This is a genomic window from Candidatus Accumulibacter sp. ACC012 (genome assembly GCF_907163155.1).
GTDB classification, from domain to species: domain Bacteria; phylum Pseudomonadota; class Gammaproteobacteria; order Burkholderiales; family Rhodocyclaceae; genus Accumulibacter; species Accumulibacter delftensis.
This window is the reverse complement of record NZ_CAJQUC010000008.1, coordinates 166302-182068: the sequence shown is the minus strand read 5'-3', so window position 1 is coordinate 182068 and position 15767 is coordinate 166302. Positions and strand designations below refer to the sequence as shown.

At 64.0% G+C, this 15767-nt stretch carries 16 protein-coding genes; 7 read left to right on the top strand and 9 right to left on the bottom strand.

Going from position 1 to position 15767, the window contains the following annotated elements; all coding sequences use genetic code 11:
• The 9 genes from nifB to nifL form a co-directional block, all read right to left on the bottom strand.
• Nucleotides 1-1536, bottom strand: a complete 1536-nt coding sequence (gene nifB, locus QZ648_RS10550) for a nitrogenase cofactor biosynthesis protein NifB (protein ID WP_291996967.1) — start codon at nt 1534-1536, stop codon at nt 1-3.
• Nucleotides 1537-1833: 297 nt separating this feature from the next.
• The gene (locus QZ648_RS10545; RefSeq protein ID WP_291996966.1) at nt 1834-2811 is read right to left on the bottom strand and encodes a hypothetical protein; all 978 of its coding nucleotides are present in this window, start codon (nt 2809-2811) and stop codon (nt 1834-1836) included.
• 227 nt (nt 2812-3038) lie between these two features.
• Nucleotides 3039-4118: a molybdenum ABC transporter ATP-binding protein gene (modC, locus tag QZ648_RS10540; RefSeq protein ID WP_291997026.1), complete on the bottom strand. Its 1080-nt coding sequence runs from the start codon at nt 4116-4118 to the stop codon at nt 3039-3041.
• Entirely contained in the window at nt 4115-4792 is a 678-nt protein-coding gene (gene modB, locus QZ648_RS10535; protein WP_291996965.1) for a molybdate ABC transporter permease subunit, read from the bottom strand. Before modB ends, modC begins: the two co-directional genes overlap by 4 nt.
• 85 nt (nt 4793-4877) lie before the next feature.
• Entirely contained in the window at nt 4878-5618 is a 741-nt protein-coding gene (gene modA / locus QZ648_RS10530) for a molybdate ABC transporter substrate-binding protein (protein WP_291996964.1), read from the bottom strand.
• A gap of 8 nt (nt 5619-5626) precedes the next feature.
• Nucleotides 5627-6160: a flavodoxin gene (locus QZ648_RS10525; protein WP_291996963.1), complete on the bottom strand. Its 534-nt coding sequence runs from the start codon at nt 6158-6160 to the stop codon at nt 5627-5629.
• A gap of 5 nt (nt 6161-6165) precedes the next feature.
• Nucleotides 6166-6432 carry a nitrogen fixation protein NifZ gene (locus QZ648_RS10520; protein WP_291996962.1) on the bottom strand — a complete coding sequence of 89 codons (267 nt, stop codon included), beginning with the start codon at nt 6430-6432 and terminating at the stop codon, nt 6166-6168.
• A gap of 346 nt (nt 6433-6778) precedes the next feature.
• Complete coding sequence (gene nifA / locus QZ648_RS10515; protein ID WP_291996961.1) at nt 6779-8410, bottom strand: nif-specific transcriptional activator NifA; 1632 nt, start codon at nt 8408-8410, stop codon at nt 6779-6781.
• A gap of 23 nt (nt 8411-8433) precedes the next feature.
• The gene (nifL, locus tag QZ648_RS10510; protein WP_291996960.1) at nt 8434-9987 is read right to left on the bottom strand and encodes a nitrogen fixation negative regulator NifL; all 1554 of its coding nucleotides are present in this window, start codon (nt 9985-9987) and stop codon (nt 8434-8436) included.
• Nucleotides 9988-10297: 310 nt separating this feature from the next.
• Between nifL and rsxA the strand changes: the two genes are divergently transcribed.
• Genes rsxA through QZ648_RS10475 form a run of 7 tightly spaced genes read left to right on the top strand, consistent with a single transcriptional unit; the run spans nt 10298 to nt 15670 of the window.
• Complete coding sequence (gene rsxA, locus QZ648_RS10505) at nt 10298-10876, top strand: electron transport complex subunit RsxA (protein ID WP_291996959.1); 579 nt, start codon at nt 10298-10300, stop codon at nt 10874-10876.
• A gap of 31 nt (nt 10877-10907) precedes the next feature.
• Nucleotides 10908-11462 carry an RnfABCDGE type electron transport complex subunit B gene (locus tag QZ648_RS10500; protein WP_291996958.1) on the top strand — a complete coding sequence of 185 codons (555 nt, stop codon included), beginning with the start codon at nt 10908-10910 and terminating at the stop codon, nt 11460-11462.
• A gap of 7 nt (nt 11463-11469) precedes the next feature.
• A complete protein-coding gene (rsxC, locus tag QZ648_RS10495) occupies nt 11470-12996 on the top strand; it encodes an electron transport complex subunit RsxC (RefSeq protein WP_291996957.1) in 1527 nt (508 codons plus the stop codon).
• Nucleotides 12993-14099 carry an RnfABCDGE type electron transport complex subunit D gene (locus QZ648_RS10490; protein ID WP_291996956.1) on the top strand — a complete coding sequence of 369 codons (1107 nt, stop codon included), beginning with the start codon at nt 12993-12995 and terminating at the stop codon, nt 14097-14099. The genes rsxC and QZ648_RS10490 overlap by 4 nt, the downstream gene beginning before the upstream one ends.
• On the top strand, nt 14096-14707 hold the full coding sequence (gene rsxG / locus QZ648_RS10485; protein WP_291996955.1) for an electron transport complex subunit RsxG: 612 nt from the start codon (nt 14096-14098) through the stop codon (nt 14705-14707). Before QZ648_RS10490 ends, rsxG begins: the two co-directional genes overlap by 4 nt.
• On the top strand, nt 14707-15387 hold the full coding sequence (locus QZ648_RS10480) for an electron transport complex subunit E (RefSeq protein ID WP_291996954.1): 681 nt from the start codon (nt 14707-14709) through the stop codon (nt 15385-15387). Before rsxG ends, QZ648_RS10480 begins: the two co-directional genes overlap by 1 nt.
• Nucleotides 15388-15397: 10 nt before the next feature.
• Nucleotides 15398-15670 carry an RnfH family protein gene (locus tag QZ648_RS10475; protein ID WP_291996953.1) on the top strand — a complete coding sequence of 91 codons (273 nt, stop codon included), beginning with the start codon at nt 15398-15400 and terminating at the stop codon, nt 15668-15670.
• Nucleotides 15671-15767: the final 97 nt, after the last annotated feature.

The following is a 15767-nucleotide window of genomic DNA, read 5'->3' as shown; positions in this document are numbered from 1 at the left end:
TCAGGCTGCCTTTCTGCTTGCGGCCGGCTGCGCGAGCCGGCCGCTCGCCGCCATTTCCTGATACACGGCCAGCACCGCGGCGTCGATTGGCTCGAGTGCGTGCTCGCCGTTGGGCATGATACCGGCGGCTTCGAGCCTGCTCCAGGGTTCGAAACCGATTTTCGAGCAGAGCACGACTTCACAGCCGGCGAGCGCGGCAATGATGTGCTCGAGCAGCGATTGCGGATCCCCTCCGTCCTCGCCGCAGGTCTCGGGACCGTTGCAGTAGAGGTCGGTCTTGCGATGGCCGACGAAACGCGCGCCAGCTGGCGAAGCCTCGTAGATCAGGAACTCGCGGGCGTGGCCGAAGTGGTCAGCAACGACGCCGTTCCTGCCGGCAACGGCCATCAGGACGCTGCGCAAATTTTCTCTCGGCAGCGTCGCCGGGTCGTCGCTGGCAGTCGCAGTCACCGGCAGAGCCGTCGGCGCGGCGTGTCTGGCGGCGCGCTTCTGCTCCAGTTGCTCGATGATCTCGTCGTGCACTTCCTTGCGGCGGAGCATGGCCGCTTGGTAATCGATTTCGCCGAGGTCGAGCGCGTCGACCTTGTCCATGCTGAATTCGGAACCGCGGTCCTCACCGAGCAGGCCGATGGCGTCGGCGCGGCACTGGCGGCAGTGGCGCATCATCGCCATGTCGCCGGCGCAGGCGTCCTGCAGCTTCTGCAGCTGTTCCGGCGTCGGGCTGGCCTGCCCCATCAGACCGTAGTAGGTGCCGTATTCGGCCACGGCGATCAACGGCATGACGTTGTGCAGGAATGCGCCCTTGGCCTTGACGACCCGCGAGACTTCCTTGAGATGCTCGTCATTGACGCCGGGAATGAGGACCGAATTGACCTTCACCAGGATGTCGCACGCGATCAGCATCTCGAGCCCCTTCTGCTGCTGCTCGATGAGAATTCGCGCCGCCTTGAGGCCACGGATGCGGCGATTATTCCAGAAGATCCACGGGTAGATGCGGGCCCCGATCTCGGGCTCCAGGCAGTTGATGGTGATCGTCACGTGGTCGATGTTGTGCCTGGCGATTTCGTCGACGTACAGCGGCAGATTCAGGCCGTTGGTCGACAGGCAGAGCTTGATGTCCGGGGCCCGTTCCGACAGCTGCCGGAAAGTTTCGAAAGTGCGGTTCGGGTTGGCCAGCGGATCGCCCGGTCCGGCGATGCCGAGCACCGTCATTTGCGGGATCCTGGCGGCGACCGCGAGCACCTTGCGAATCGCCTGGTCCGGCGCCAACACTTCCGAAACGACGCCCGGGCGCGATTCGTTGGCGCAGTCGTACTTGCGATTGCAGTAGTTGCACTGGATGTTGCACGCTGGCGCCACCGCCACGTGCATGCGCGCAAAGTAGTGGTGCGCGTCTTCCGAGTAGCAGGGATGGTCCTGGACCCTGGCGCGGATCGCGTCCGGCAGCTGAGCGAGGGCGTTCGGCGCTGTTCCGCAGCCGCTGGAAGAGCAGCCGCCTGCTGGCTGGGCGGTGTTGCCAATAACCGGAAGTTCCACGATGCGTGCTCCTCGAATGCTGTTGCCTAGGTTCAGCAAGGCGCATGCCAGCGATGAAAACATCGTGGAAACAGGGTGTTGACCGACGCCGGCCGTGGCACTTGTCGGCTCGTGTCGGCTCTTTGTCAGAAACGCGACAAGCGGCGCGGTACCTGGGCCCGGCGCGCAACAGCGCCGAGGCGGGCGCTTGCATTGCCGCCATCCCCTAGGCTGAGGATGCTGTTGGTGTGGGCGAGGAAGATGCGGCCGGCCGCGGTGAGTTCGACCCCGCGCCACGAGCGGTGAAGCAGGCGCGTCTCAGGCCGGCAGCGGAGCCGCCATGAAGGGTACCCGGCCGTTGGCCAGGTAGGCCGCGCAGCGCTCGATGTATTCGCGCGTGCTTTTCGGCATTGGCGTGCGTGCACGGGCGATATAGAACACCAGGTCGCGGCCGTTGCGGAGCAGCTGCAAGCCGTCAGAAAGGCTGTGCAGTGCGCTGACCGGGCGCTTTTCGCTCGCTTCCGCCGCTGCTTGCGGCGAGAAGTTGGCCAGTCGTTCGCCGGCGGTGACCAGGTGCGACCAGACGTCGAAGATACCCGGGTCGGTACGCAGTGTCTCGGTTTTCACCTTGGCGGCGTTGGCGAAGTCCTGGATCGGTCCTGCGACGGCCTCGAAAGTGGGAATGCGGCTGAAGTTGCCGATCATCGCCTCGGCGATCAGGTCGATGTCGCGCATGCTCTGGCCAATCTTGACGTAGCGGCTTTCGTAGAAGTCCTCGATCGGGATCGAGAAGGCCCGGAAAGGTTCGCCCCACAATTCGTCGATGCCTTCCTCGCCGCTGCGGTGCAGGACGAAACGGCCCAATTCCATGGCTTCGAGCAGGCATTGACCGCATTCGCGCATCAGCGCGTTGTCGCAACCGATCTCGATGCCATCGGCCTGCAATTCGACGAGCCGTCTGAAGATGTCGACGGCCCGGTTGAACAGTGCCCCCGCCAGCATGCCGGCCTTGACCCGACGCCGCCCGGGATCGGCTTCGGCCGCGTAACACTGCCGCGCTTCGCCGAGTCGGCAGCCAGGAATGTTGAGTCCATGCTCGGTGTGATTGAACAGCCGGCGGGCGAGCGCTTCGATCAGCGACTTCTTGCCCTGCAGCGAATCGGCCGGCACCGGATAGGTCTTGATCCAGTAATCGTTGTAGAGCACACGTTCTTCATCGTCGATGACTCTTCGCGTTCCCTCGGGCGGCAGGGGGTCGAAGGTCGAGTTCGGTTCGAGGCGATAGACATTGTTCATTGGCGTGATTTCCAGACAGCAAGGATCTCACGGGATGCAAAAATCATGCGCGCTTTGCAGCGGTTTCCCGTGTTTCTAGATCATTGCTTTTATTGGCAAAATTTTCGTGCGGCAGCATGGCGTCGCGATGCGCGCCATAAGGCGGTGCGTCGCTGGCCTGGAAGCGGAATTTTTTGCACCGCAGTGGCGCATGCGTTCCGGTCCGGCCCGGATGCGGGTGCGCTGTTTCAGGCGAGTAGCGCGACGGCCTTGATCTGTGCCTTTACCGCCAGACCGGGGCAGATTTTCAGGCGCTCAGCCGAACGCCGGGTGATGCGGGCGAGCAGGGCTTCGCCGGCGACATCGAGGCGGACGAGAACGTGCCCGGGGGTATCGGTGGGCGCCAGATCGACGACGCAGGCGTCCACGCTGTTGAGGATGCTGGTGTGCAATTGCGGCACCAGCGCCAGGCTGACGTTACGCGCGTGGATGCGGCAGCGAACGCGCGCGCCGATCGGTTCGTCACGGCGCGAGACGTAGATCTGGCCGCCGGCGAAGTCCAGGCGGCTCAGGCCGTCCGCTTCCTGCGCTGCGACGCGGGTCTCGATGACCACGCCCGCGTCGTCGGCAAAGATGGTGGGCAGGTCGATGCGGCTGAGGACGTCTTGCAGCGGGCCGCTGGCCACCAGCCGACCCTGATCGAGGAGGACCAGGTGCTCGGCGAGTCGTGCCACTTCATCGGGGGAGTGGCTGACATAGATGATCGGCAGCGAGAACTCGTCGTGCAGCCGTTCCAGGTAGGGAAGGATTTCCAGCTTGCGCTTCAGGTCCAGGGCTGCCAGAGGTTCGTCCATGAGCAGGATTTGTGGCGAGGCGAGCAGGGCGCGGGCGATGGCCACGCGCTGGCGTTCGCCGCCGGAGAGCTCGCCGGCTGAGCGATCGAGCAGGGCTGCGATGCCTAGCAGGTCAGCGATTTGCGGCAAGGAAAAACGGCGGTCGGCGGTGAGCACCCGCTTCTGTCCATAGTTCAGGTTGCCGCGCACGGAGAGATGCGGGAAGAGACTGGGCTCCTGAAAAACGAAGCCCAGCGGCCGCTGGTACGGTGGTACGAACATCCCGCTGGCTTCGTCCTGCCAGACGCGATGGCCGATCGCGAAGTAGCCGTTGCCGGCCCGTTCGAGGCCGGCCATGGCGCGCAGGCAGGTCGTCTTGCCCGAGCCGGAGTGGCCGAACAAGGCGGTGATGCCGGTTTGCGGCAGCGTCAGGTCGACGTCCAGCGTGAAGTCACCACGTTGGAGGCGAAAGCGGGCCTCGATGCGCACCCTCAGACCGCTCTTCGTGGTGGCGCAGGGTTGAAGGTGTAAAGCGCCAGCAGGACCAGGAAACTGAACAGGACCATGCCGCCAGCCAGCCAGTGTGCCTGCGCGTACTCCAGGGCCTCGACGTGGTCGTAGATCTGCACCGAGACGACACGCGTCTTGTTCGGGATGTTGCCGCCGATCATCAGCACGATGCCGAACTCGCCGACGGTATGGGCGAAGCCGAGGATGGCGCCGGTGACGATGCCGGGCCGGGCGAGCGGCAGCGCCACGGACCAGAAGGCGTCGCGCGGGCTGGCACGTAGCGTCGCGGCAACTTCCATGGGGCGTACGCCGATGGCCTCGAACGCGTTCTGGATCGGTTGCACGACGAAGGGCAGAGAGTAGAAGACCGAGGCGATGACCAGGCCGGTAAACGTAAAGGGAAGCAGACCGAGGCCGATCCCCTGGGTGAAATGCCCGACCGGCCCGTTCGGCCCCATCGCGATCAGGAGGTAGAAACCGAGGACCGTCGGCGGTAGCACCAGCGGCAGGGCGACCAGGGCACCGACAACACCCTTCAACGGCGAGCGCGTGTGCGCCAGCCACCAGGCGATACGCGTGCCGAAGATCAGCAGGACGATGGTCACCACTGTCGCCAGACGCAGCGTCAGCCAGACGGCGGCGAGGTCGCTATCGTCCATGCGTGGTGCCCGCGGCGCGGATCGCGGCAGCATTGGCTGGTGCCGCGGGTGACGTCGTTCCCACTGGCGCTGCCGCTGACGCCGTTCACAGCGCGTATCCGTAGGACCGGATGATGGCTCTGGCCGCGTTGCCTTTCAGGTAGGCGAGCAGGGCGCCGGCTGCCACGTTGTCGCGGCCACGCTCGAGCAGCACTGCGTCCTGGCGGATCGCTTGATGCATGTTGCTCGGCACGATCCACGCGGAGCCGGCGCTGATCCTGCCATACTTCCAGACCTGCGAGAGCGCGACGAAAGCCAGGTCGGCATTGCCACTGGCAGCGAACTGATAGGTTTGCGCGACGTTTTCGCCCTGAACGATTTTTTCATGCGCGCTGGCGAGAACACCGAGCTTCGTCATCACCTCGATTGCCGCCGCGCCGTAGGGCGCCGTTTTCGGGTTGGCCAGCGCGAGGTGGGTAAAGGCGCCTTGGTGCAATACGTCGCCCGGGTTATCGACTTTTCGCGCTTGTGCGGACCACAGGGCGAGGCGGCCGGTGGCGTAGGTGAAACGGCTGCCGTTGACCGCGTAGCCGTCCTTCTCAAGTTGCGCCGGAATCTGCTCGTCGGCGGCGAGCAGGATCTCGAAGGGCGCGCCATTGACAATCTGCGCGAAGAGTTTGCCGGTGGCGCCGAAGGAAAGCAGTACCTTGTGCCCGGAGGCACGTTCGAATTCGGCGGTGATTTTCTGCATCGGCGCGGTGAAGTTGGCGGCGACCGCGACCATCACCTGCTCAGCGTGCGAGGGCGCAGTGAGGAGGAGTGCGTGCAGCGCGAGAAGCAGCAGCATGGGGGGTCTCATGGCAGCAACTCGCTGCGGATTTGTGCGAGCCAGCTTTCTATGCGCTGTCCGGTCAATCCCGGCTGGTTGATCTGGTCGAGGGCCAGCCCGACGAATTGTCCTTGGTCGACGGCCTTCGAGGCGGTGAAGTCGTAGCCGGTCGTCGGCCAGCGACCGACGACGCGCGCGCCACGCGCCAGGAGCGCGTCTTGAATCACGGCGATCGCGTTGACGAAGGCGCCGGGGTAGTTCCTCTGGTCGCCGACGCCGTAGACCGCCGCCACTTTGCGCGACAGGTCGGTGTCCGAGAGCTGCGCCAGGAAGCTCTGCCAGGGCGCCGGGCAGACGCCGAAGGCGGGACCCTGCGGCTGGCCGCTGCCATGCGTCGGGCTGCCGAGAATCAACGCGTCGTGAGCAAGAAAGTCGGCCAGCGTTGCGTCGACGATATTGACCGGCGCGGCAGCAGCGCCCCCCAGACTCTTGGCCATGTATTGCGCGACCATTCGCGTGCGCCCGGTCTCGCTGCTGAAGAAGATGCCGATCCTGGCCATCGTCGTCACGCCGCCAGGACGGGGTCTTGCGTCAGTTCTTCGGGCAGGCAGCCGACGGGATTGCCGAGGATCGCTTCGGGGCCGCTTTCGAAACGCACCAGATAGACTTCACGGCTGTCGTCCATGGCGGCAACGCCGCTATCGATGATTACGCCGCGCGACCCGGCTGCGGCGATCAAGCCTTGTGCCTCGATGCCGGGTACGCCGCCATCGTTGAAGATGTCCTCGGCGGCGAAGACCAGATCGCCGGTCTGATAGGGGATAATGGCCATGGTGATCTCCTGTTGTTCCATGACATCTGTTCAGCAAGTTGCATGCCATCGATGAAGATAGATAATTCAGCAGCTTGTCTGTTTGCCGAATTGTCGGGTTTCCGACAATGTCGCGTCGAGGCCTGCACTTGCTCGCCCGTTTGCAGGCCGGAAGCCGGTCCGGGACTTTAGGCGATTGCCGGAAAAGAACGTACCAGATTGCGCCGGATTTTCGGTCGGCTTCAAGGCGCGACAACAGGCGCATAGTCGAACTTCGTAACTGTTGTCGTAACACAGAAGACGGGCGAAAAGACAAGCAAGATGGTATGTTCTTTGACAGAAATCGCCTTAGCTTCCGCGGCCGTACTCAGAACTGCTTCACGTCGATGGCCAGGGTCTGGATGCGGTAGGCGATCTGGCGCGGTGTCATTCCCAGGATGCGTGCGGCTTTGGCCTGCACCCAGCCGGCCTGTTCGAGCGCCGCGATGACGCGTTCCTTCTCCGAGAGATCAGGGTCGTCGAAATCGATTGCGGAAGCGCTGCCAAGGCCAGAGCCCGCAGTCCGCGTGATGGCGCTCGCGCCCGGGCCGCGTTGCGGCCTTGCCGCCGGGCGTTCGCGAACACTCGGAAAGCGGATCAGGTCGACGTCGATACGCCCGCTTTCGGAGAGCACGGCGGCGCGTTCGAGACAGTTTTCCAGTTCGCGCACGTTACCTGGCCAATCGTGATTGGCCAGCCGGCGCTGCGCCATGTCAGTGAGGTTGAGCTTGCGTTTTTGTTCCTGGCCGATCTTGCCGAGAAGGTGACGGACGATTTCCGGGATGTCCTCGATACGTTCGCGCAGTGGCGGCAGAAAAATCGGCATCACGTTCAACCGGTAGAACAAGTCCTCGCGGAAGTCGCCCATGTCGACGGCGGTTTCCAGATCGCGGTGGGTGGCGGCGATGACCCGCACGTCGACCTTGATTGTCCGGCAGCCGCCGACGCGCTCGAACTCGCCTTCCTGCAGAATGCGCAGCAGCTTGGCCTGGAAAGGGCCAGAGACGTCGCCGATTTCGTCGAGGAAGAGGGTGCCGCCGTGCGCCTGCTCGAAGCGCCCCTTGCGCGCCTCGACTGCGCCGGTGAAGGCGCCGCGTTCGTGGCCAAAGAGTTCCGATTCGAGAAGAGTTTCCGGCAGTGCCGCGCAGTTGAGACGGATCATGGCGCTGCGCGAGCGCGGCGAGTTGTAGTGGATGGCGTTGGCGATCAGTTCCTTGCCGGTGCCCGTTTCGCCACGAATCAACACCGTCGTGTTCCACTTGGCGACCAGTCGTGCCTGGTCGAAGACGCGGCGCATGGCCGCCGAACGACCGACCATGTTGTCGAAGCCGAACTGATGACGGACGGTACGGCGCAACAGATCGCGTTCCTCGACCAGCGTCGATTTGTCGTGCTGGACTTCCAGCGACAGGCGCAGGCTTTGTCCAATCAGGTTGGCAACCATTTCGACGAACTGCGCACGTTCCTCAAGAAGGCCGTCGTCCGGCTCGCCGGGCTGTACCGCGAGAACTCCCTGCAGGTTTCCGCCAACCCGGATCGGCACGGCAATGAACGGCAATTCGCGCTGGTAGATGCCGAGCCGGTTGAGAAAGCGCGGCTCGTCGGCAACCCGCCTGAGCATCACCGTTCGCGGCTTCTCGAGCATCAGTCCGAGGATCCCTTCGCCCGGCTGGTACTGCACGTTCTGCACGTCGCCAACGCCGGCCGGATGGTGCAACTCGTGTGCCTTCAGGTTGCCTGATTGCGGGTCGAGCACGCTGATCATGCCGCAAGTCAGCCCGGCCTCGTCCTGCAGGATACGCAATACGTGGCGTTGCGTTTCCCTGAACAGCAGCGAGCGGCTGAGGACGCGACTGACGGCGTACAACGCAGCGAGCAGAAGGATGTTCAACTCGTGCGTTCGGCAATAGCCGTTGGCGGGTGGCGTGTCCGCTGCGCGATGAATGGGGTGTACGTGCATGCTCTTTCCAGATGCGCTTGCGCTTAGATCGGGTAGCCGTCGGGGCGAGCGGTCGGGCCGCTGCCGAGGCGAAATTCGACGATCACCGCACAACCGCCGCTGGCGCTCTCCTCGATGTCGATATTGCCGGCGTGGTCTGCCATCACCTGCTGAGCGCGCGACAGGCCGGTGCCGATATGCCCGGTGTTTCTGTTCTTGCCGGTGAAGAAGGGTTCAAAGGCCTTGTGCCGCTGGTCGGCGGGGATGCCGGGGCCGCTGTCGCTGACCGTGACGACAATGCAGTCGCGGCCGCGCGTACTGCTCAGGCTCAGTTCGCGCTGCCGCCAGCCTTTGCAACTCATCGCTTCGATGGCGTTGTCGACCAGCGCCTTGAACAGCATGCGCAGTTGCAACGGGCGGCCGATGACCGGTGGCAGCGTCGCTGTCGGCCGCCAGTCGACGACGATGCCAGCGCCGAGCAGCCGCGGCGTGCAGATTTCCAGCACATCGCGCAGGATTTCATTGATATTGACCGGGATGATGATGTCCTGTGGGGCTTGCGGGATGACTTGCCGCAGCAATTCCAGGTGCTCGCGGCTGGCGGTCAGTGCTTGCTGCAGGACACCGGCGCTGGCCGGGTCGCGTCTTTGCAGGACAGCGGCTGCCGAGGCCATGACGTTCAGCGGCTCTTCGAGACGGAAAATGGCGGCGGTGAGTCCCTCGCGCATGGCGGCGGTGCGTTCCTCGTCGGCCAGAACGGCCTGCATGGCGGCCGTGCGGGCGCGTTCCCGTTCTTCGCGCAGGCTGCTGATGTCGGCAATGACCAGTAGCAGACCGACCTGACAGCCCTCGCAGAAGTAGCTGTCGGCACAGTCGCTGCGCATTTCGATTTGCGAGGTGGTGATCGATAGCCAGAGCGGGCGCCCGGCGCCGCGGTCGACCCGTGCCTCGCGATTGGCGAAAACGCAACTCGTCGGCTTTGCGGCCAGCGCCTCCCGCCAGTTCGGGGCGACGCTGTCGAGCAGGGTGTGCGCGGGTTCGTTGACCTGCAGGGTGGTCAGCAGCTTCTTGTATTCGTGGTTGTCGAGCAGGACGCGGCCGCTCTGATCGAGCAGCGCAAAGGCGATCGGGGCGGCATCGACCACTGCTTCGATGAGCTTCTTCTGGTTGAGGACGACGCGTTCGAGGCGGTGCAACTCGGTGATGTCGCGCTGCATGCCGAGAAAATGAGTCGTCTCGCCGTGGCCATTGAGCACCGGCGAGATGGTCAGTTCGGCGAGATACGGCTCGCCGCCTTTTCTGCGGTTGAGCAATTTTCCCGACCACGGCCGCTGGGCAGTGAGTTCGCGCCACATCGTCTGATAGATCCCGTCCCGGGTCGTCTGGTCGGAGAGCAGCGATTCGTTCATGCCGATAAGTTGCTCGGCGGGATAGCCGGTGACGCGCGTGAAGGCGGCGTTGGCGAAGAGAATGTTGGCCTTGGGATCGGTGATCGAAATGGCGAGGTCGGCCTGATCGACCGCCTGGCGGTAAATCTCCGGCGGTAGTTCCTTCGCTTGCTGAACAGAGCGGGCCTTGACTTGCGGGATAGCCGACATCGAGTGACTCCTCAGGGTGCGTTGGGTAGCGTCGGATGCATCTCTGCAGGAGCACAAGCAGGTTTTATGCCGCCTGCTGAATACGCACCCGCAGCCTGGCCTGCAGCCACGTTCGCGGCAAATCCTACGAATTGTCTGTCGGGTTTGCGACATTGGCGCCGCACGGCTGACTCCCCTTTCTGGTGCAGGCACGGCAAAAGCGTGCATCGACGCGGGTTTACGCGTGTCGGCGGAGGATTTCCGGGGCAGAGGCGCGCTTTGGCACGGCTTGTGCACCACAGCAGACAGAACAACCGGAAAGCGCACCGCCATGAGCGAAGTCATCCTCCTGCTACTGTCCACAGCCCTGGTAAACAACGTGGTGCTGATCAAGTTCCTTGGTCTCTGCCCGGTAATGGGAGTCTCCAAGAGCGTTGATAGCGCTTTCGGTATGGGGCTGGCGACGACCTTCGTCTTGACCCTGGCTGCTGCCGCCTCGTGGATGCTCGATAACTGGCTGCTGCGGCCATTCGGCATGGGCTACCTGCGCCTCCTGACTTTCATTCTGGTCATTGCGGCCGTCGTGCAGTTCACCGAAATGTTCATCAAGAAGGCCAGCCCTGCTCTTTACCAGTCGCTCGGTCTCTACCTGCCGCTGATCACCACCAACTGCGCCGTGCTTGGTGTCGCCCTGCTCAATGTCGAGCAGCGCTTCAGCTTATTCAAGAGCTTGCTTTATGGCTTCGGCTCGGCGCTCGGTTTCACGCTGGTGCTGGTCATCTTCGCCGGCCTGCGCGAGCGGGTGGCGTTGGCGCAGGTGCCCGCCGCCTTCGCCGGTGCGCCGATCGCTTTTGTCACCATCAGCCTGCTCGCGCTCGCCTTCATGGGCTTCTCGGGCCTGAACGTTTAACGCAAGGCAGCTCAAGTTCAAGGAACTCACCATGATCGCCATCCTCAGCCTTACCGTTCTCGGCGCCATTCTCGGCATCATCCTCGGCATCGCCAACCGCCTGTTGAAGGTTGAAAGCAACCCGCTGGAAGAGGAGCTACTGGTACTGCTACCCGGTTCCAACTGCGGCCAATGCGGTTTTGCGGGTTGTGCGGCCGCGGCGGCCGCGATCGCCACCGCCGCTTCGCCCTCCTGTTGCCCATCTGAAGGCAAGGCCCTGGCTAGCTGCTGCCCGCCGGGCGGCAAGCGGCTGGCGACGACCCTGGCCGCCAGGCTGGGCATCACGCTCGATCTTGCCGGCGTTGCTGACGATACTCCCAAGATCGCCGTCGTCGTCGAGGAACTGTGCATTGGTTGCTGCCGCTGCAGCAAGGTCTGTCCGACGGACGCCATCCTCGGTGCCTCGCGGCAGATTCACAATGTCCTTCGCGAAGCCTGTACCGGCTGTGAGAACTGCGTCGACAGTTGCCCGACCGAAGCGTTGGCGATGCGCCCGGTGTTGATTACCCTGCAACATTGGGTGATGCCCAGACCGCTGGCGGCGTGAGCAAATCATGGGAATCATGAAGGCGCTCAAGCACTTCGTCGGCGACGACTGGGGCGTGCATCCAGCCGACCACAAGCGCCCGGTTGCCGACCTGCCGAGCCGCAGACTGCCGCTGCCTGAGCGCGTACACCTGATGCTCGCGCAGCACGTCGGCGCACCGGCGCGGCCGGTGGTCCTGGTCGGGCAGAAGGTGAAGAAGGGGGAAATGATTGCTGCCGCGCATGGCAACATTTCGGCCCCCGTGCATGCCTCGACATCGGGAACGATCAGCGCCATCGGCGAGATCACCGCAGCGCATAGCTCAGGTTTGCCGGGGATGGCAATTACGATCGACGTGGATGGGGAAGACGCCTGGATCGAGAGCGATCCGGTTGCCGATCCCTTCGCCCTGTCGCCCGCTGAAATCGCCGCGCGAGTCGCGGCTGCGGGTGTCGTCGGGCTCGGTGGCGCGACATTTCCGTCGTCGGTGAAGCTGAATCTGGGGCGCCGCTCCGGAATCGACACGCTCATCGTCAACGGCAGCGAGTGCGAGCCCTACCTCTCGTGCGATGACCGTCTGATGCGTGAGCGCGGCGCGGATATCGTCAGCGGCATTCGCCTGATGCTGATGGCTACCGGCGCTGCACAGGCGAAGGTCGGTATCGAGGACAACAAGCCGGAAGCGATCGCCAGCATGCGCGGTGCGGCGGCCGCTTTTGCCGAGGTCGCGATCGTGCCGGTGCCGGCACGCTATCCAATGGGCTCGGATCGCCAGTTGATCGTCGAACTGAGTGGCCGCGAAGTGCCCTCCGACGCTCGTGCTGCCGACGTCGGCGTCATTGTCCACAACGTCGCCACGGCCTGTGCCGCGCATCAGGCAGTAGCCCTGAATCGACCCCTGGTGGAGCGGATGATGACGCTCAATGGTGGCGCTGCTGTGGCACCCGGCAACTACGAGGTGCTTCTTGGCACGCTGGTCAGCGATCTCATTACCCTCAGCGGTGGCAGCAAAGGCGAGGTGGCGCGACTAATCATGGGTGGGCCGATGATGGGCGTCGTCCTGCCGCACGCACGCGTGCCGGTGGTCAAGGGCAGCAGCGGCATCCTGCTGCTCGATGCCGGCGAAGCGGCGGCTGTCGAGCCGCAGGCCTGTATTCGCTGCGGTAGTTGCGTCAAGTCCTGCCCGATGGGTTTGCTGCCCCTGGAAATGAGCGCCCGCATCCGCCACGACGACCTGGACGCGGCGGTCGATCTTGGCCTCTCCGATTGCATAGCCTGTGGCTGTTGCGCCTACGTTTGCCCTTCGCACATCCCGCTGGTCCAGTATTTCTATCACGCCAAGGGCGAGCTTTCGGCGCGTCAGCGGGCGCAGTTGCGCGGTGAGGCAACGAAAAAGATGGCTCTGGCGCGGCAGCAACGCCTCGAACGTGAAGACCGCGAAAAAGCCGCTGCCGCTGCCCGCCGCAAGGCCGAACGGGCGGCTCAGCAAAGTGCTCCGAAAGCAGCTGTCGTGGCGGCTACGCGGCTGCCGGAGCAGGCGGGAGAAAGCGCATGAAAGCGGGCATGAAAGCCGCCACGCCAGCTGTCGGCTCGCTCGCTTCGCCGCATGCGCATGGCGGCAACACAGTGGCCCGCACGATGTTTCGGGTGCAGATGGCGCTGCTGCCGGCAACCGCTTACGGCTTCTGGCTTTTCGGCTGGCAGGCCTTCTTTCTGTGGTTGCTGACCATTCTGTCATGCCTTGGCTGGGAAGCGCTGGCGCTCAAGTTGATGGACAGGCGGCCGATCAAGCGCTCGCTGGGTGATGGTTCGGCGCTGCTCACCGGCTGGCTGCTGGCGATGACCCTGCCGCCGTGGGCGCCATGGTGGGTCGCCGTCGTCGGTGGCTTCATCGCCATCGTGGTCGGCAAGCAGGTCTTTGGCGGAGTGGGGCAGAACGTTTTCAATCCGGCGATGGTGGCCAGGGTGGCCTTGCTGGTCTCCTTTCCGCTACCGCTGACGCAGTGGGTGACGCCGCTGCCGCTGACGCCGCTGGCGGCGCCGGGCTTCGTGGACAGCCTGCACGTTTTTCTGACCAGCCTGCCACCGCCCGATGCCATGGCCAGCGCATCGCTACTCGGCTTCTCGAAAACTGAACTGGGGCGCGGTATCGATCTGCTGCACTCGCTGAGCGGCGCGTCGGCGCCGCTGTTGTCGTGGCTTGGAACGCGCGCCGGTAGTCTTGGCGAATCGGCGTCGCTACTGATTCTTGCCGGTGGCCTGTATCTGCTGCGCAGCGGCGTCATCAGCTGGCACACACCGCTTGCCGTTCTGCTCGGACTGGCACTACCTGCGGCGATCGGGCACGCCGTCGACCCGGGGCGCTACCTGAGCGTTTCGGCGCACCTGCTGTCGGGTGCGGCGATGCTGGGTGCCTTCTTCATCGCCACCGATTACGTCACATCGCCGAACACCGGTGCCGGACAGATCGTCTTCGGGACGGGGGTTGGCCTGCTCACCTGGGTGATCCGCACTTACGGCGGCTATCCCGAGGGGATGGCTTTTGCGGTGCTCCTGATGAATGCCCTGACACCGGTGATCGACCGCTTCATTAAGCCCCGCATCCTGGGGCGCGACCGTAAGGGCAAGCCGCTGAGCATCCCGGAAAGCGCGGCATGAACTTTTCTTCCTTCCGCGAGAAAGTCGCCTACCAGCCGATTCTGCTCGGCAGCTTCGCGCTGCTGGCCAGCGGTGCACTCGCCTGGGTTTCACAAGCGACCGGCGAAGCCATTGTCGCTGCCGAAGCCAGGGATTTGCGAACCTCACTCAGCGATGTGCTGCCGCAAGGCTTTGCCGACAATGACCTGCTGGGCGACACGGTGACCATCGAACGTGACGGCCAGCCGGTAACCATCTATCGCGCGCGTCAGCGCGGCAAGGTCAGGGGTGCGGTGTTCAAGGTCGCCGAGCGCGGTTACGCCGCCGACATCCAGCTGTTGATGGCACTCGACACCGACGGAACGACGCTCGGCGTGCGCGTCATCAAGCACGCCGAAACGCCAGGCCTCGGCGACAAAATCGAAGCCGCCAAGTCACCCTGGATCGAGGGCTTCAGCGGCAAGTCGTTGCACCAGCCGTCGCCGGCGCAATGGGCTGTCAAAAAGGATGGCGGCGCCTTTGAGCAATTCGCTGGCGCGACGATCACGCCGCGCGCGGTGGTCAAGGCGGTCAAGGGCGGGCTGGCGTTCTTCAGCGCGCATCGTCAGGAAATTCTGGGAGAAGAATGATGAGCGAAAATCTCCGCCGGGTCATCAAGGACGGCTTGTGGGACCAGAACGTGGTTTTGTCACAGATGCTGGCGCTTTGTCCGGCGATGGCGGTGACCACCAGCGGCACCAACGGCCTCGGCATGGGCCTGGCGACCACGGCGGTGCTGGTCGCCGCCAACATGCTGGTGGCGATGGTCCGTCATACGGTCAGCTCACAGGTGCGAATCCCGGTTTTCGTGGTGCTCATCGCGACTCTGGTAACAGTGGTCGACCTGGCCATGAATGCCTGGCTGCACGACCTGTACAAGGTGCTTGGCCTGTTCATCGCGCTTATTGTCTGCAATTGCGCCATTCTCGGTCGTGCCGAGGCCTTCGCCGTGAAGTCGAGCGTGCTCGCGGCGGCGGTCGACGGCCTGGCGATGGGGCTGGGGTTCACCGGCGCTTTGACGGTGATCGGCCTGATCCGCGAATTGCTCGGCGCCGGTACGCTGTTCGCGCAGGCATCGAATCTGCTCGGCCCATCGTTCGCTTTCCTCGAAATGCAGATTCCCGACTACGGTGGTGCACTGCTGATGATTCTGCCGCCAGGCGGTTTTGCCGTTCTCGGTTTCCTCCTGGCGGGCAAGCGGATGCTGGAAAGGAGCCTGCAGGCTCGCGCCGGCAAAGCGGCCGGCAGTGCCGCTGGCGTCACCGCCTGAGGAGAGCGAAATGCAGATTGGTATTGCCTATTCAGAACCCGGACAGCAGCTCTGGGTAACTATCGAGCTGCCGGAAGCGTCGACCGTCGCCGACGCCATCGAACGTTCGGGCGTTCTCAGGCAGTTTCCGGATATCGACCTGAAAAGACAGAAAGTCGGTGTCTTTGGCCGCCTAGTCAAGCTCGATGCCGCTCTCAAGCCGGGCGACCGCATCGAAATCTACCGCGCCATCTTCGCTGATCCGGAAACCGTTCCACGGCGGCAACTTGAGGGCGACGACTAGGCCCCAGCTGTCGGCTGCCACGGCAGGCAGCCGGTCTGTTGCCTTCTTGCGTCTCTGTGACGTCGTTTTGTCGGCTTTGCGACAAGCGCAAGACTAG

Bases quoted from the DNA above. Each gene is read 5' to 3' on its own strand.
- QZ648_RS10475 (WP_291996953.1), top strand. From the start codon at position 15,398: ATGCAGATTGGTATTGCCTATTCAGAACCCGGACAGCAGCTCTGGGTA.
- modB (WP_291996965.1), bottom strand. From the start codon at position 4,792: ATGGACGATAGCGACCTCGCCGCCGTCTGGCTGACGCTGCGTCTGGCG.
- QZ648_RS10545 (WP_291996966.1), bottom strand. From the start codon at position 2,811: ATGAACAATGTCTATCGCCTCGAACCGAACTCGACCTTCGACCCCCTG.
- QZ648_RS10500 (WP_291996958.1), top strand. From the start codon at position 10,908: ATGATCGCCATCCTCAGCCTTACCGTTCTCGGCGCCATTCTCGGCATC.
- rsxC (WP_291996957.1), top strand. From the start codon at position 11,470: ATGGGAATCATGAAGGCGCTCAAGCACTTCGTCGGCGACGACTGGGGC.
- QZ648_RS10480 (WP_291996954.1), top strand. From the start codon at position 14,707: ATGAGCGAAAATCTCCGCCGGGTCATCAAGGACGGCTTGTGGGACCAG.
- rsxG (WP_291996955.1), top strand. From the start codon at position 14,096: ATGAACTTTTCTTCCTTCCGCGAGAAAGTCGCCTACCAGCCGATTCTG.
- rsxA (WP_291996959.1), top strand. From the start codon at position 10,298: ATGAGCGAAGTCATCCTCCTGCTACTGTCCACAGCCCTGGTAAACAAC.
- modA (WP_291996964.1), bottom strand. From the start codon at position 5,618: ATGCTGCTGCTTCTCGCGCTGCACGCACTCCTCCTCACTGCGCCCTCG.
- nifL (WP_291996960.1), bottom strand. From the start codon at position 9,987: ATGTCGGCTATCCCGCAAGTCAAGGCCCGCTCTGTTCAGCAAGCGAAG.
- QZ648_RS10490 (WP_291996956.1), top strand. From the start codon at position 12,993: ATGAAAGCGGGCATGAAAGCCGCCACGCCAGCTGTCGGCTCGCTCGCT.
- nifA (WP_291996961.1), bottom strand. From the start codon at position 8,410: ATGCACGTACACCCCATTCATCGCGCAGCGGACACGCCACCCGCCAAC.
- QZ648_RS10520 (WP_291996962.1), bottom strand. From the start codon at position 6,432: ATGGCCATTATCCCCTATCAGACCGGCGATCTGGTCTTCGCCGCCGAG.
- QZ648_RS10525 (WP_291996963.1), bottom strand. From the start codon at position 6,160: ATGGCCAGGATCGGCATCTTCTTCAGCAGCGAGACCGGGCGCACGCGA.